This window comes from Dyadobacter tibetensis Y620-1 (assembly GCF_000566685.1).
GTDB lineage: Bacteria > Bacteroidota > Bacteroidia > Cytophagales > Spirosomataceae > Dyadobacter > Dyadobacter tibetensis.
The window spans coordinates 396,367-411,121 of sequence record NZ_AZQN01000004.1 but is presented as its reverse complement, the minus strand read 5'-3'; the positions used below and the strand labels follow the sequence as shown (position 1 = coordinate 411,121).

Sequence of the window (14,755 nt, the reverse complement as noted above, 5' to 3'; positions counted from 1 at the left end):
CTCATTCCTGACCTTTACTATCCCTCCCTAAACCATTTCTAATAATGATGAAAATTACCCGTTTCTTATTCCTGTTTATTCTTCAAATTTGCGCCTGGAAAGGTTACGCACAGGATTCACCCATTACCTGGTACAACCCCGTTGCTTCAGTGGATTCGGTGCTGGAAGGGCAAGGCTGGCGTACCGGCCTCGAAAATCCTTACGACCGCCTGCCGGCTAAAGCCCATGGCGTGGTGCGTGAGGCGGTCTGGAACCTGTCCCGGCAAACGGCTGGGATGATGATTCGTTTTCGTAGCAATGCTTCCGAAATAAGGATACGCTACCAGGTAACTGGAAAAATGGAACTGCCCCATATGCCTGCTACGGGGGTTAGTGGAGTGGATTTGTATGCCGTTTCCAACGATGGAGAACAACTTTGGTGTGCTGGGAAATATGCGTTTAAGGATACGGTCTCCTTTCAGTTTGCAAACCTGAATGCTCATGATCCCCAACACGATCTCGGAAGAGAATATCGCCTTTATTTACCACTTTATAACGGGGTGAAATGGTTGGAGATTGGTGTTGCGGATAGTTCGGATTTTACCCCCTTGCAGGCCAGGCCCGAAAAGCCCATCGTTATTTATGGTACTTCCATCGCCCAGGGGGCCTGCACCTCCCGCCCGGGAATGGCCTGGACCAATATCCTGAGTCGGAAACTGGATGTTCCCGTGCTGAACGTGGCCTTTTCGGGTAATGGACGTCTGGAGCCCGAGCTGATCGATCTGATTGGAGAACAGGACGCCCGCATGTATGTGCTGGACTGTCTGCCCAATCTGACGGTGCGGCCCACCGTAACCTATACGATAGAATATGTGCGTCAGCGTATTTTGCAGAGCGTACGATCCCTCCGGCAACGCCGGCCAGGCAGTCCCATCATACTGTCGGAACATGCGGGCTATACCGATGCCGCCATCAATCCAACGAGTAAAGGGTATTACGAGGAGGTAAACAAGGTGATTCGGGAAGCCTTCGCCCAGCTTCAGCAAGAGGGGATTAAGGATTTGTACCTCATACCCATCGGCGATTTTGGGCAGGACATCGACACCATGGTGGATGGTACCCACCCCAACGATCTGGGGATGATGCGCTATGCAGAAGGGTATGAAAGACATATCAGGACCATTTTGGCGATGCCTGTAGGAAAGGTAAGTACCACCATTCCAGTAACCCAGCTTAGGGAGTTGATGCGTTACGACTGGGAGAAAAGACATCAGGAAGTGCTGCAAGTCGCGACTCAGAATAATATCGAAACCGTCGTGATTGGTAATTCTATTACGCATTTCTGGGGCGGACAGCCCGAAGGACATACGGCCAGGGGGAAGGCTTCATGGAACAGTACATTTGGCTATAGCAGAACCCTTAATATGGGCTTTGGCTGGGATCGTATCGAAAATGTGCTCTGGAGGGTATACCATGGAGAGCTGGACGGAATGAAACCCAAGAGAATCCTGTTGCAGATCGGGACCAATAATTTACATCTCACCAGCGATGAGGAGATGGTAGCCGGCTGGGATATGCTCCTGGAAGCTATTCGTCACAGACAACCAGCATCTCAGCTCTATATGGTGGGAATATACCCCCGGCGCAACGATGAGGAACGTATCCGGATTATTAATGAATCAATGAAACGCTTGGCTTCTGAGAAAGGGGTCAGGTTTATTGATCCCGGAAAGGTGTTTCTGAAGAATGGACAGATTGAAGAGCGCTGGTTTAGTGATGGGCTCCACCCGAATACCGAAGGATATGATTTAGTGGGTAAAGAATATAGCAGATTACTTAGACCTTGACAATAATAACTAATCGCAATATTGCGATTAATGAAAATATTCTTACCTTTACAGCATGGGAGTAACAAAAACAGGAGGCTTTACGGAGCAACAGAATAGGATGGCCGATTTAGCGAAAGGTTTAGCACATCCTGCCAGAATAGCCATTTTGCAACATTTGTTAAAGGAGAAATCGTGTGTCTGTGGCGATCTGGTCAATGTGCTTCCTTTGGCACAGGCCACCGTATCACAACATTTAAAAGAACTGAAGGGGATTGGATTAATCAAAGGGGAGATTGATCCTCCTCGGGTCTGCTACTGTATCAACGAGGTAGTGTGGGAGGAGGCCCGCCAGATGTTTGGTGGACTGTTTGCTGCCGATCTGAATACCTCTTGTTGTAACTAACCCCGTCGTGGTCAGTGTAGTATATTAATATAAACATTTAATCGTAATATCGCAATGAATAGTTTGGAAAAAGAACAGGAACTCAAAGAGCTGGTAAAACAAAAATATGGAGAAATAGCCCTACAAGATAAGGCCGACAATATGGCCTCTTGTTGCGGGGCAGGGGGCTGCTCTACCGAGGTATATAATATTATGAGTGAAGATTATCAGCATCTGGAAGGCTATCAACCTGAGGCCGATTTGGGCCTCGGCTGTGGATTACCCACTCAATTCGCCCTGATCAAGGAAGGTGATACGGTAATCGATCTCGGTAGTGGGGCTGGAAACGATTGCTTTGTCGCACGTCAGGAGGCAGGAGTGTCGGGAAAGGTCATCGGCATCGATTTTACCCCGGCTATGATTAATAAAGCCCGAGAGAACGCCGAAAAGAGGGGATTTAATAATGTGGAATTTCGGCAGGGGGACATAGAGCACATGCCTGTAACGGCAAATGTCGCCGACGTGATCGTAAGTAATTGTGTGTTGAATCTGGTACCCAATAAGGATGCGGTTTTTAAGGAGATTTATAGGGTATTAAAACCGGGAGGGCATTTTAGTATTTCCGATATTGTGCTGGAGGGCAACCTTCCTGAGCCCATACAGCAGGCTGCCGAAATGTATGCCGGCTGTGTGTCGGGGGCCATTCAACGTTCGGAATATCTGGACTTAATCGTCAATAATGGCTTTGCAGCATTAACCGTGCAGAAGCAAAAGCCTATTGAAATTCCCGATGATATTCTGAACAATTATTTGTCCGCCGAGGAAATTGAGACTTACAGAAATGGCGATGCACGTATTGTGAGTGTTACCGTTTTTGCTCAAAAGCCCTTGGAGGCAGGGGTCTGCGCTCCGGGCTCGGGTTGCTGCTAAGGCATGCTTAAAACAAAAGCGATACAGTCTTTCCTAAACTAAGGAAGGTGCTGTATCGCTTTTTGCTTGCTTGAGTATATACGGCATCAGTCGGGGAATGCCGTTTTATCCAAGCCCGGGATAATCTTCAAAGCATTTTTATAATAAAGCTTTTTCAATACTTCATCGGAGAGTCCCAAACCGTACATGCGCCAGAAGGCATGGTATTTTTTGTGATAAGGGAAATATTCATCTTCCGTTTCCAGCACCCGGAAATAGGTCGAATATTCGGAAGGTACCCAGCTATCTTTTCCAAATAGTACCCGATCCTGGTGTTTGTCAAAAAACTTTTTGGCTGTCCGTGGTTGCCGTCCCAGCTCGGCTATCACGGCCCCAATTTCCACATAGGTATTCGGAAAAACAGTCATGAGACTATCGAGCTTCCTGAGGTTATTGGCATACCAGCCCATATGGGCGTTGATGAAGGTGGTCTTGGGATTGTTGCGGAAGATGGCATGTTGTTCCGCAATCAGGGAGTCGAAGGGTATAGGGTCTACATCACCTCGGCGGCGATTTGGGTGCGTTTTAAGCTCCAGCCATCTCTCGTTATACCGATCCATCGGATCCCAGAACGAAGGAACGTCGGCCGTATGAATCAGTACAGGAATGCCCAGATCGCCACATTTTTGCCATACGGGTTGGAGGCGGGGATCGGACACGGCTACCCGCTTACCCTTCTCGTCGCGGATACCGCTAAAGCCTAAGCTCTTATAGATCTTTAGCCCCTTCGCACCCATTTTAACATCTTCTTCAAGCTGGGCTACGGCTCTTTTGCTCCAGTCTTCCTCGCCAAAATCTTTAAACTGCAAATTGGTGAAGATGGCAATTCTTTTGCCGCCATTTTTACTTACATTTTCAAGGGCTCCTTTCAAATGTTGGGTGCCTTCGGCCCACTCCTGAAACCAGCCCCGGCCGCTGAGGTTCACCATGATGCCCATATTCAGACTGTCCATTTGCAGCTTTAACTGGCCCAAATCCTGCGTCGGCATCCGATATTGGTGGTTGTGCACATCGATAAACGGATATTTCGCTTTAGTAACGGGATTCTCCTCCACGATCAGTGTAGACACGGGGTCGTATTCTTCGAATCCCAGCGGTTCTTCCTTAAGTCGGCTCTGTTGTGCACATAAACTACCGAGGCCAGCCACCGCCAGTACTCCCGCGAAAAGCATTTTTTTGATCAACATATATTCTGGGCTGTTTAGCTGTTAGAATTCAATAAGTAATCAATATTAAGTTATTCCGGACGGTGAATCAAGGCCACACAATGTGCCGCTATTCCTTCCTCCCGGCCTACAAAACCTAGCATTTCGGAGGTGGTAGCCTTGATGGAAATTGCCTCTTCATCCAGCTGCATGACCTGGGCCAGGCAGACTTTCATAGCTGGGATATGGGGATTCAGTTTGGGTTGCTGCAATACGATGGTAACATCTACATTGCCAACCTCATAGCCTTTTTCCCTGATCATCTCAAGGACTTTTGCTAGCAAGAGTTTGCTATCCACACCTTTCCATTGAGGATCTTTGTCGGAAAAATGATAACCTATATTGCGCAAATTTGCCGCTCCCAAGAGGGCATCACAAAGTACATGACAGACCACGTCGGCATCTGAATGTCCCTTGGCTCCGTGTGAATGTGGAATCTGGATGCCGCCGAGCCAAAAGGGCCGGCCTTCTTCTAACTGGTGGACGTCGTAGCCCTGTCCTATACGAAATGGAAACATGAATGAGGTTTATGTTTTTGCAAGAATCTATAAAATAGTTGGTAATTGCAAGTGAGAAGCTATCGGTATAGTCCTCCACGTAAGCCCTATAATGCTATGAGGAACCTAATTTATTCGTACGTTGTATTGAAATGGGTATGACATAAAAAGGGAATGAAATCCTTAATTGTCCATATGAATATAAATATATGAAAAGGAATAGTCCGTTGTAAGTTAGGTTCTTATCCGTTCCATTTGCTTTTCTGACCTCCAGTCTGTGTTTTTTATCTCAAAAGATTATCATGATCACTTTTACTATTTTTCTAGCCATACTAGGCGGAACCGTCTTTTTTAGTTTGCGGATGGAATCACTGGGCAAGGCGCCCAAGGGGGATCGGTTACTCCGGATTAAGCAATCACCGCATTATAAAGATGGAAGCTTCCAGAACCTTACGCCGACCCCCGTGCAATCGGAGGATGCAAGCCTGATCAAAATGCTTCATAAAATGCTGATCAACCCCAATCCTAATGTTTCGCCAAAAGCTGATGTTCCTGTTGTTCGGACCGCTTTTTTGATAGCTCCATCACCCAATCCTACCATCACTTATTTCGGTCATAGCTCTTATATGATTCAGCGAAATGGAATCAATATTTTAGTCGATCCTGTTTTTAGTAAACGTATCTCGCCGGTTTCGTTTATAGGTACAAAGGGATTTAAGGGATCACTTGCATATGGGTTAGAAGATTTGCCGTCCATTGATTTCGTAGTACTGACACATGACCATTATGATCATATGGATCATCATACCATAAAAGCAATGATAGACTCACCCACCAGATTCGTTGTTCCTCTGGGAGTAGGGGCACACCTTGAATACTGGGGCATTGCTGCAGAGAGAATTACGGAGCTAGACTGGTGGGAGACCACTTCCATTATTCCGGACGTGAATCTTACAGCTACTCCTGCCAGGCATTTTTCTGGAAGGAGTTTAAAAAGAGGACAGACCCTCTGGGTTTCCTATGTATTTAAAACGGCTTCTGAGACACTCTTTTTAGGTGGAGATTCTGGCTATGAGCAGCATTTCAAAGAAATAGGTAGAAAATTTGGTCCTTTCGATTTGGCGATTTTGGAATGCGGACAATACAATCGCTGGTGGCCCTATATACATATGATGCCCGAGCAAACAGTGCAAGCTAGTTTTGATTTAGGTGCTAAGGCATTATGGCCAGTTCACTGGGGAAAGTATGCTCTGGCCATGCACGATTGGAATGAGCCCGCCCGACGTATCGCCCACAAGGCCCATGAGCTGAATATGCCCCTGGCCACGCCAATGATTGGAGAACAGATTATACTCGGGAAACCGTGGCCCAATTCCGAATGGTGGGAACTTGGTTAGAGATTAACCGTAGGTGTAGGTTTTACCTGCTTTCGCATGGCATCGAGTTCCTTTTCCAGGCTTGCGGTTTTAAAGTAAAAGTATAGGCCAAGTATCAGGAATATTTTAGAAAGAATAAAAACTGCAATAAATGCCGGGCGCCAGAATTTATGTACTTTCATCTGAGTGTCTTCAACTTCTATGTCCAGGTATTCCGGTGAAGCTGAAGCTTTTTTGTCATGGGAAGTTCCTCCCTTGGGAGTCCTTTCGAAACGAGCTTGTTGCAACCTCAAAGTGAGTATCTCACGGGTAGCTTCGGGAGGGGACACAGATCCTTGGAGAAAGTAATTCTGCATTCTATTCTCCAGAGCAATAAGATATTCCATTGCCTCTGGATTATTGTCAATAATTTCATTTACCGATTGCCGCTCCTGGGCATCTACCATGCCTAGGAGATAGGCTTCTAACAAACCACTGCTAATTAGGTCCTGTAATTTCAATTTTTAATAAAATTAGATGTTATTACTAGTGACAAAAAAAGCATGGAATGATTTTAAGACCTCTGATTTAGTAATCTGCAGGCGCTCGGCTACTTCTTCAGGAGTTAGACCCTGACGGAAGGTAAGTTCAAAAACGCGTTCGGTAAGTAACTCTGGTTCAGTCAAGGGATCTGAAATATAGGACCCGACTTTACGCCTTGCCTCTATGGCCTTGCTTCTGGCTAGCTTAATGATGCAAACAGCATATGAAAATGGATAACTGTTACAGGCTTTTAACAAGGGCGAGGCGAAGACCTCTACCAAAATTTCCTGAGCCAAATGAGTTTGAGGCACTATCTGAAGTATGATCCCATAGGCCATTGCTCCATAGCGATCATATGCCTCTGCAGGGGTTATGGGCTTATTTCTGTTCAGTTCAGTTTCCGTCATGGAGGGCTTTTTCAAATCGGTCATAACCTCGGTCGTTTTGGGAGCATTCAGGTAATTTTATGAAGATTATCAAGTTCAAAGGATAGTAAAGATATATATAATTTCAAATACATTAGAGTATTTTCGATTATTTTGATAGAAAAAACTTACAAATTATAATGAAATTAACTGCGTATAGCTGTGGACCCCGCCTTAAAATCAAGCATATCCTAAGCAGGAAGTGTAAAGTTGATATTAGTTTTTTTTAGCTTTGCAGAATGAAAAAATTGAGCGCTGTAATTTTCGATATGGATGGAGTGATCTGCCATACCAATCCATATCATTCCGTTGCATTTAAAACTTTTTTTGAGAAACGAGAGCTAAAACCTACAGAAGAGGCTTTTAAGGAGCACATGTATGGCAAAAGTAATAGCTATATTCTTTCTCATTTCCTGGGAAGGCCGATAGAGGGGTCAGAGCTTTTGGAAATGGAAGAAGAGAAAGAGGGGCTATTCCGAACGCTTTATAAGCCCTATGTCGACCCCATTGCAGGTTTCAAAACTTTTTTTGAGGAATTGGTATCGCAGTCCATAGGGTTGGGGGTAGCTACTTCAGCGCCTCGGGCAAATTTGGAAATGATACTGGGAGAGATTGGGCTGGGTCCCCATTTTGGTTCCTTATTAGCCAGCGAGGATGTTAATAAACATAAACCTCATCCGGAAGTATACCTGAAGAGTGCTCATAATCTTGGTGTGGAACCAGAAGACTGCCTGGTTTTTGAAGACTCATTTTCTGGTATCACCGCGGCCAAAAATGCGGGTATGCGTGTCGTAGGGGTTTTGAGTTCACATGATAAGGATGAATTACCTCCTTGCGATTTGTACATTGCCGATTATGTTCATTTAAGTTTTCAGGACTTGCTACAGATATAGTGGTTTATAATGGCCTCATGGCTTTCACAAATCTGCCCTTAAAATAAGTAGAGAATAGGTTGTCTTCACGAACACCCCGGGAAGAGGATGCGTGGATGAAGATAATTTCCTGTTGACCACGCACATCAGTAACGATTCCAGCATGAGAGACATAGCCTTCTTTGCCTGCTTCAGGGACAAAGAATAACCAATCGCCCGGACGTATCTCTGAAATGCTGCTCACTTCTCGACCATACTCAGACTGTTGCCAGGAAATTCTTGGCACCTTTATTCCCACTTCAGAATATACAGTACAAATTAGTCCAGAGCAATCAATTCCCGATGCATCATTTCCGCCCGATCGGTAGGGGGTGCCCGTATAGGCCCTGGCCGCTTCTATAACACTGGCTATTTCTTTAGAGGAAGGCGGAGTGGATGGAGGATAAGTACGAGAGGGTTTTGCCGGTGCTTTGACTGGCTTTTTGTAAAGGCTCCCCGTGTTGCGGGTCGGAGCAGATTTGGAAGCATGGCTGGGGCGGCTATAGGGCCGGGCCGCCGAGGCATTGGATGGCCCTTTTCTAAGAGTGTCGCAGGCCATTAGGGTTATACTGATGAATAATATGCTGAATAGGTTAGGGATGTTGAAAGTATGCATGTAAGGATGTGTAATCAATTAGTCAAAAAGTAATGTTCATATTGGCGTCGACGCCAGCAACTATTTAATTCCTAACGTTGAGTGGAGGCAAAAAGGTAAATAAATTTTCAATTTTCTAGTATTAGGTTTTAAAAAACAGGAAATATTGTTGAAAAACTTCACTCTAGCTAAAATTTAAGGTAAATAGTATTGGACTGAACGCAATGTAAGTAGTTTTGTATAATGGTTTAAGTGATTTATATTTCTACAGTCTATGAAGATTATATGTGTTGGCCGGAATTATACGGAACATATTGCCGAATTGAATAATGAGCGCCCAGATGCTCCCGTTATATTTTTAAAACCTGAAACTGCTCAGATCAGAGCTGGGGAGCCATTTTTTTATCCTGAATTCTCTAAAGATATCCATTATGAAGTGGAGTTGGTTGTCAAGATCAACCGGGTAGGCAAGAACATAGAAGAGCGGTTTGCTCACAAATATTACAGTGAAGTAGCAGTAGGTATTGACTTCACAGCTCGGGATTTGCAGTCGGAGCTCAAGGCCAAAGGCCTGCCTTGGGAACTGGCCAAAGCCTTTAATGGCTCCGCCCCAGTTTCCGAATTTGTCAGCTTATCGGAGCTAGGAGACATACAAAACCTGAATTTTGGCCTGGCACTCAATGGGGAGATGAAACAGGAGGGAAATTCCTCGATGATGCTCTACCGTGTAAATCATCTGATCTCTTTTATTTCCAAATTTTTTATGATTAAAAAAGGTGATTTGATTTTTACCGGAACGCCTAAAGGAGTGGGAGCAGTACAGATTGGAGATACCTTAACTACCTATCTCGAAGGTAAGGAAATGATGAAGCTTTCCGTGAAATAATGTGTTCTGAATCAGGAACACTATTCATTACAAATAATATATGTGCATGTTGCGTCATACTGGCACTCTGTTGTCGTCAATTTTTATAGGGTTGTTGATTCTATTAATGGGAAATACTGCCCAGAGCCAACGTCTGACCTATCCGAAAGGATATTATCAATTCCCTATCCGCCCCGGTCTGAGTAATTCCCTTTCTGGTGGGTTGGGAGACCTTCGTACCAATCACTTTCATGCGGGTACCGATATTCGTACCCAGCAGCGCGAGGGTTTGCCCGTGCACGCAGCGGCGCAGGGATATGTTTACAAGATAGGTGTACAAAGGGGAGGTTATGGAAACGTCATTTACCTGAGGCATCCTAATGGACAAACCACTGTATATGGTCATTTGAAGGTATTCGGATCAAAGATTGCCGACTACGTACGCCGTAATCAATATGCAAAGCGCACTTTTGAAATTGATTTATACCCTCCTACCGACTCGATTGTTTTTAAAAAAGGGGAAGTAATTGCCTTGTCCGGTAACACTGGAGGTTCTGCAGGTCCGCATTTGCATTTTGAAATAAGGGATTCGAAAGACAATTATATCAATCCACTCTTTTTCGATTTTAAAGAAATAATAGATAATGCCCCTCCCAAATTTGTGAAACTGGCCTTGAGACCTCTGTCCATAGATAGTAGGATCAATGGGCGGTTCGATCGAAAAGAGTTCACACCTATCCGACAAAAGGATGGAAGTTACCAATTACCAGGAACGATTACTGGTACTGGGGCCATAGGTATTGATCTTCAAGCCTTCGACCAGATGACCGGAACAGGCTTCCGTTATGGCCTCCAATGCATTGAAGTGAAAGTGGACGGGAAGGAAATATTTTCTTATAATATGGAAATATTTCCCAATGCCGCTACCAGAGATTATAATAATTTGATCGACTATTCGACTCAGCAGGAGCGTGGTGAGCGATATTTGAGATGCTATGTGCCTGATGGCAACCAGTTTAATCTTTACAAAACCGATGAGCATAAAGGTCGGCTAATGATTACAGATTCGCTAACCCATACTGTGCAGGTAACCATCTCCGATTCATATCAAAATGCCAGTGAACTTGTTTTTCGGATAAAAGGAGAGGCGGTAGCCCCCCCTATGCCCTCCGAAACCTCAAACGAAGCTTCGGGTCTGACAGCTTCTATTGAAGAAAATGTATATAAGATTGAGGCGCCGGGATATCAAAATCAGAATCCCGAGATGTTGGTTTATCGTGACGGTCTTCAGAAGTCATTCACTGCTTCTGCCCACACTGGTGCGGGGGCCACTTTTTTACTGGATTTACGACGGGTTCTACCCGATTCTGTGCGCATTGGCAAACATCTCCTGCGTACAGATTTTCAAACGGTTTTTCTTCCGGGAATTCCTCAGCGGTTTCAGAAAGAAGATTGGTACATGGTCACCGATAGCAGCAGCCTTTTCGATACCTTATATGTCAGGACACACCGCAAAGGGCAGATGCTCACAGTCAATGATCCGGGAGTAGCCCTGCGCCATTATATTCAGCTAGGCTTCAAGCCTGATTTTGTGCCGGCCAATAAAGATAAAAGCCATATTTATCGGTATAAGGATGGTAATTATAGCTTTATAGGAGGGGAATGGTCTTCGGATGGCATATCCTTCCGAACCCGGGAATTGGGAAGCTTCGTCATTAAGACGGATAGTATTCCTCCAAAACTTAGGGTAATCGAACAAAGTAAAAGCAGAATAGCGGCCTATATTCAAGATAATGATTCCGGAATTAAGCATTTTAATGCTGAGGTGAACGGAGCTTGGGTCCTGCTACTGTATGACTATAAAACGGGAATGGTTTGGTCGGACAAGTTAGATGAAAATGAAGACTTTGAAGGTGAGCTTATCATTGAGGTTACCGATAGAGCGGGAAATAGTACTATCTTGCAAACCGAAATAAAAGAGAAAACAAATTCTGCCAAAAAACGAAAATAAACAGCTATGGCATTAGAAATTGGAACTAAGGCTCCGGAATTTACCGGAAAAGATCAAAACGGAAATGCCTTGTCGCTCTCCTCTTTTAGGGGTAAAAAGGTGATATTGTATTTTTATCCTAAGGACAATACACCGGGTTGTACGGCGCAAGCCTGCAATCTGCGCGACAACTATGAGCGCCTGCTTTCTCAAGGATATGTTGTATTGGGCGTAAGCGCTGACGATGAAAAATCTCATACCAAATTTATAGAGAAGTTTGAATTACCCTTTCCCTTATTGGCAGATACGGATCATCAGATCGTAGAGGCTTATGGGGTTTGGGTGGAGAAAAATATGTATGGCAAAACCTATATGGGGATCGCCCGTACGACTTTTATAATCGATGAAGAAGGAAAAATCTCCGAGATTATTAAAAAGGTCGACACCAAAAATCATACCGATCAAATTGTAGGGGCCTAAGGCCAAAATAGAGTCTTATTATTCTTTCCCAAATTACGAATTTTACAAATTCCCCAGGCTTTATAAATTGCTTTATAACGGCCATATTTTAATCAATAATGACAAAAATGGAAATTGAACAATTAGAAAAAGTTGCCTCACAGGTGCGTAGGGATATCGTACGCATGGTTCATGGTTGCCAGTCGGGGCATCCAGGTGGATCGTTAGGATGTGCCGATTTGTTGGTAGCCCTCTATTTTAAGCAAATGAAGCTTAAGGAAGAAGATGGTAAGCCTGTCTTCGATATGGATGGCAAGAATGAAGATATGTTTTTTCTTTCCAATGGACATATCTCTCCGGTATGGTATAGCGTATTGGCCCGTAAAGGGTATTTCCCCGTACCAGAAATGGCTACCTTCCGTAAACTGAACACAAGGCTGCAGGGACATCCTACTACCCACGAACATTTGGAAGGAATTCGCATTGCTTCAGGGTCATTGGGCCAGGGAATGTCGGTAGCTCTGGGAGCTGCCAAGGCCAAAAAACTGAATAACGATCCGAGTACCGTTTATGTACTGATGGGCGATGGAGAGCAACAGGAAGGACAGGTATGGGAAGCTGCTATGTTTGCACCCCACCATAAGGTTGATAATCTCATCGCCTTTATTGACTTGAATGGTCAGCAGATTGATGGGCCTACTGTAGAAGTAATGAATAACCTGGATTTGGTGAAAAAATACGAAGCGTTTGGCTGGGAGGTATTGACCATCGAGGAGGGCAACGATATGGCAGCCCTGTTGAAAGGACTTTATGAAGCCAAGTCTCGCTTAGGGCATGGGCGACCCATTATGGTAATGGTTCATACGGGCATGGGCTTTGGCGTGGACTTTATGATGGGGACGCATAAATGGCATGGAACTGCTCCGAACGACGACCAACTGGCTGCGGCCTTGGGTCAACTGGAGGAAACCATGGGGGACTATTAAGTCATAGACGAGATCCATAATACTGCCTTGCAGTGATATTTATTCAAGACCAAGATTTTTTAAGATATATAATGAAAAAATACACGTTCACAGAAAAAAAAGATACCCGCTCAGGCTTTGGGGCCGGGATGCATGAGCTTGGCAAGTCCAACCCAAATGTTGTAGCCCTTTGTGCTGACTTGGTAGGCTCTCTGAAGTTGGATCCTTTTATTAAAGAAAATCCAGACCGCTTTATTCAATGCGGAATCTCGGAAGCGAATATGATCGGCGTATCTGCCGGTTTGACCATTGGAGGAAAAATACCTTTTGCAACTACTTTTGCCAATTTTGCTACCGGTCGGGTTTACGACCAGATCCGTCAGAGCGTTGCTTATTCCGGAAAGAACGTTAAGATTTGCGCTTCTCACGCAGGCTTAACTTTAGGTGAAGATGGAGCCACCCACCAAATTCTGGAGGATATAGGCATGATGAAGATGCTTCCGGGAATGACCGTGATCAACCCATGTGACTATAACCAGACCAAGGCAGCCACCATTGCCATAGCCGATTACGAAGGACCGGTATACCTGCGCTTTGGCCGTCCAGTGATTCCCGTATTTACTGATGCCGATCAGAAATTTGAGATTGGAAAGGCCTGGATGGTTAATGAAGGTACAGATGTAACCATCATCGCTACAGGCCATATGGTATGGGAGGCCATTCAGGCAGGGGAAACCCTGGCTGCTGAAGGAATTAATGCAGAAATCATTAATATCCATACCATCAAGCCTCTGGACGATGAAGCAATTTTGAAATCTATTGCTAAAACCCGTTGCGTGGTAACGGCCGAAGAGCATAACCGGATTGGTGGATTGGGAGACAGCGTGGCCCAGCTTATTGTAAAACACGACCTCGTTCCTCAAGAATATATTGCTGTTGACGATAGCTTCGGCGAAAGTGGTACGCCCGCTCAGCTGATGGAGAAATATGGCCTTTCGGCAGTCAATATCGTGGAGGCCGCTAAAAAAGTGATGTCAAGAAAATAAGATCTAACTTTAGATCCAGGCTTTAGAGTCTTGTGTTAAGTCTATTCTGGTGACTTATCGCAAGACTCTAATTTTATTTGCCCAAATCGTTAAAATCGATTAATATTGGTGGCTGTGCTGCTTACTGGCGTGTCAGATCGCTCCGCAACATAGTTATAGGTTGTCAAATTGTATTGAATGTCAGACGAAGAGTTACTAGCCCTATTTGAAGATCCTGAAACGCGTCGTAACGCTTTCAACCAGCTGGTGCGTAAGTATCAGCAGAAAGTTTATTGGTTAGTACGTAAAATGGTGGTAGATCATGATGATGCCAATGATATAACTCAGGATGTTTTTATTAAGGCGTGGAATGCTTTAGAAAAGTTTCGGGGTGATTCAAAAATATACACCTGGCTCTATCGGGTGGCGAGCAACGAGGCCATTAATTTTTTAAATAAAAAGAAACGCCGGTTTTTTGTCCCCTTACACGACGTAGAAAACGAACTATCTCAAAAACTCGAATCGGATCCAGAGCTCAGCGGGGATGCCATTCAGCTGAAGTTACAAAAAGCGCTATTAAAACTTCCTGAGAAACAAAGACTCGTGTTCAATCTCAAATATTATGAGGAGCTCCCTTATGAAGAAATTTCGGAGATTACCGGCACTTCGGTGGGCGCTTTGAAAGCCTCCTATCATTGGGCCACCAAAAAAATTGAAGACTATTTAAATACGAGTGATTAAACCTTGGCTTTCAAATGGAG

The 14,755-nt window shown here is 44.7% G+C and carries 16 protein-coding genes; 11 read left to right on the top strand and 5 right to left on the bottom strand.

Annotation, left to right across the window (positions count from 1 at the left end; genetic code table 11):
• Nucleotides 1-44: 44 nt before the first annotated feature.
• From X939_RS0113640 to X939_RS0113630, 3 genes are all read left to right on the top strand, one after another.
• Entirely contained in the window at nt 45-1,826 is a 1,782-nt protein-coding gene (locus X939_RS0113640) for an SGNH/GDSL hydrolase family protein (RefSeq protein ID WP_025763836.1), read from the top strand.
• A 55-nt stretch (nt 1,827-1,881) separates the two neighbouring features.
• On the top strand, nt 1,882-2,211 hold the full coding sequence (locus tag X939_RS0113635; protein ID WP_025763835.1) for an ArsR/SmtB family transcription factor: 330 nt from the start codon (nt 1,882-1,884) through the stop codon (nt 2,209-2,211).
• A gap of 63 nt (nt 2,212-2,274) precedes the next feature.
• Nucleotides 2,275-3,120 (top strand): arsenite methyltransferase, encoded by an 846-nt coding sequence (locus X939_RS0113630; RefSeq protein ID WP_025763834.1) that lies wholly within the window; start codon nt 2,275-2,277, stop codon nt 3,118-3,120.
• A gap of 86 nt (nt 3,121-3,206) precedes the next feature.
• Here the strand turns inward: X939_RS0113630 and X939_RS0113625 are convergent, their stop codons facing one another.
• Together X939_RS0113625 and ispF are read right to left on the bottom strand one after the other, a co-directional pair.
• The gene (locus X939_RS0113625; RefSeq protein ID WP_044199405.1) at nt 3,207-4,346 is read right to left on the bottom strand and encodes an amidohydrolase family protein; all 1,140 of its coding nucleotides are present in this window, start codon (nt 4,344-4,346) and stop codon (nt 3,207-3,209) included.
• 50 nt (nt 4,347-4,396) lie between these two features.
• On the bottom strand, nt 4,397-4,882 hold the full coding sequence (gene ispF, locus X939_RS0113620) for a 2-C-methyl-D-erythritol 2,4-cyclodiphosphate synthase (RefSeq protein WP_025763832.1): 486 nt from the start codon (nt 4,880-4,882) through the stop codon (nt 4,397-4,399).
• A 281-nt stretch (nt 4,883-5,163) separates the two neighbouring features.
• Here ispF and X939_RS0113615 point away from each other — a divergent pair, with 281 nt between their 5' ends.
• Nucleotides 5,164-6,258: an MBL fold metallo-hydrolase gene (locus X939_RS0113615; protein WP_025763831.1), complete on the top strand. Its 1,095-nt coding sequence runs from the start codon at nt 5,164-5,166 to the stop codon at nt 6,256-6,258.
• On the opposite strand, the gene X939_RS0113610 is transcribed toward X939_RS0113615, so the two are convergent.
• Complete coding sequence (locus X939_RS0113610; protein WP_025763830.1) at nt 6,255-6,737, bottom strand: hypothetical protein; 483 nt, start codon at nt 6,735-6,737, stop codon at nt 6,255-6,257. The genes X939_RS0113615 and X939_RS0113610 overlap by 4 nt on opposite strands.
• Nucleotides 6,738-6,749: 12 nt before the next feature.
• Nucleotides 6,750-7,190, bottom strand: a complete 441-nt coding sequence (locus X939_RS0113605; protein WP_025763829.1) for an RNA polymerase sigma factor — start codon at nt 7,188-7,190, stop codon at nt 6,750-6,752.
• Nucleotides 7,191-7,423: 233 nt separating this feature from the next.
• Here X939_RS0113605 and X939_RS0113600 point away from each other — a divergent pair, with 233 nt between their 5' ends.
• Nucleotides 7,424-8,077, top strand: coding sequence for an HAD family hydrolase (locus tag X939_RS0113600; RefSeq protein WP_025763828.1), 654 nt, complete (start codon nt 7,424-7,426; stop codon nt 8,075-8,077).
• 4 nt (nt 8,078-8,081) lie between these two features.
• On the opposite strand, the gene X939_RS0113595 is transcribed toward X939_RS0113600, so the two are convergent.
• Entirely contained in the window at nt 8,082-8,711 is a 630-nt protein-coding gene (locus tag X939_RS0113595) for a C40 family peptidase (protein ID WP_025763827.1), read from the bottom strand.
• Between the two features lie 253 nt (nt 8,712-8,964).
• Here X939_RS0113595 and X939_RS0113590 point away from each other — a divergent pair, with 253 nt between their 5' ends.
• The 6 genes from X939_RS0113590 (at nt 8,965) to X939_RS0113565 (ending at nt 14,735) form a co-directional block, all read left to right on the top strand.
• The gene (locus X939_RS0113590; protein WP_025763826.1) at nt 8,965-9,576 is read left to right on the top strand and encodes a fumarylacetoacetate hydrolase family protein; all 612 of its coding nucleotides are present in this window, start codon (nt 8,965-8,967) and stop codon (nt 9,574-9,576) included.
• Nucleotides 9,577-9,622: 46 nt separating this feature from the next.
• The gene (locus tag X939_RS0113585) at nt 9,623-11,566 is read left to right on the top strand and encodes a M23 family metallopeptidase (RefSeq protein WP_052353462.1); all 1,944 of its coding nucleotides are present in this window, start codon (nt 9,623-9,625) and stop codon (nt 11,564-11,566) included.
• A gap of 6 nt (nt 11,567-11,572) precedes the next feature.
• Nucleotides 11,573-12,025, top strand: coding sequence for a thioredoxin-dependent thiol peroxidase (gene bcp / locus X939_RS0113580; protein WP_025763824.1), 453 nt, complete (start codon nt 11,573-11,575; stop codon nt 12,023-12,025).
• A gap of 98 nt (nt 12,026-12,123) precedes the next feature.
• Nucleotides 12,124-12,990, top strand: coding sequence for a transketolase (locus X939_RS0113575; protein ID WP_025763823.1), 867 nt, complete (start codon nt 12,124-12,126; stop codon nt 12,988-12,990).
• A 71-nt stretch (nt 12,991-13,061) separates the two neighbouring features.
• The gene (locus X939_RS0113570) at nt 13,062-14,015 is read left to right on the top strand and encodes a transketolase family protein (protein ID WP_025763822.1); all 954 of its coding nucleotides are present in this window, start codon (nt 13,062-13,064) and stop codon (nt 14,013-14,015) included.
• Between the two features lie 177 nt (nt 14,016-14,192).
• Nucleotides 14,193-14,735, top strand: coding sequence for an RNA polymerase sigma factor (locus X939_RS0113565; protein ID WP_025763821.1), 543 nt, complete (start codon nt 14,193-14,195; stop codon nt 14,733-14,735).
• The last annotated feature ends 20 nt before the right edge of the window (nt 14,736-14,755 follow it).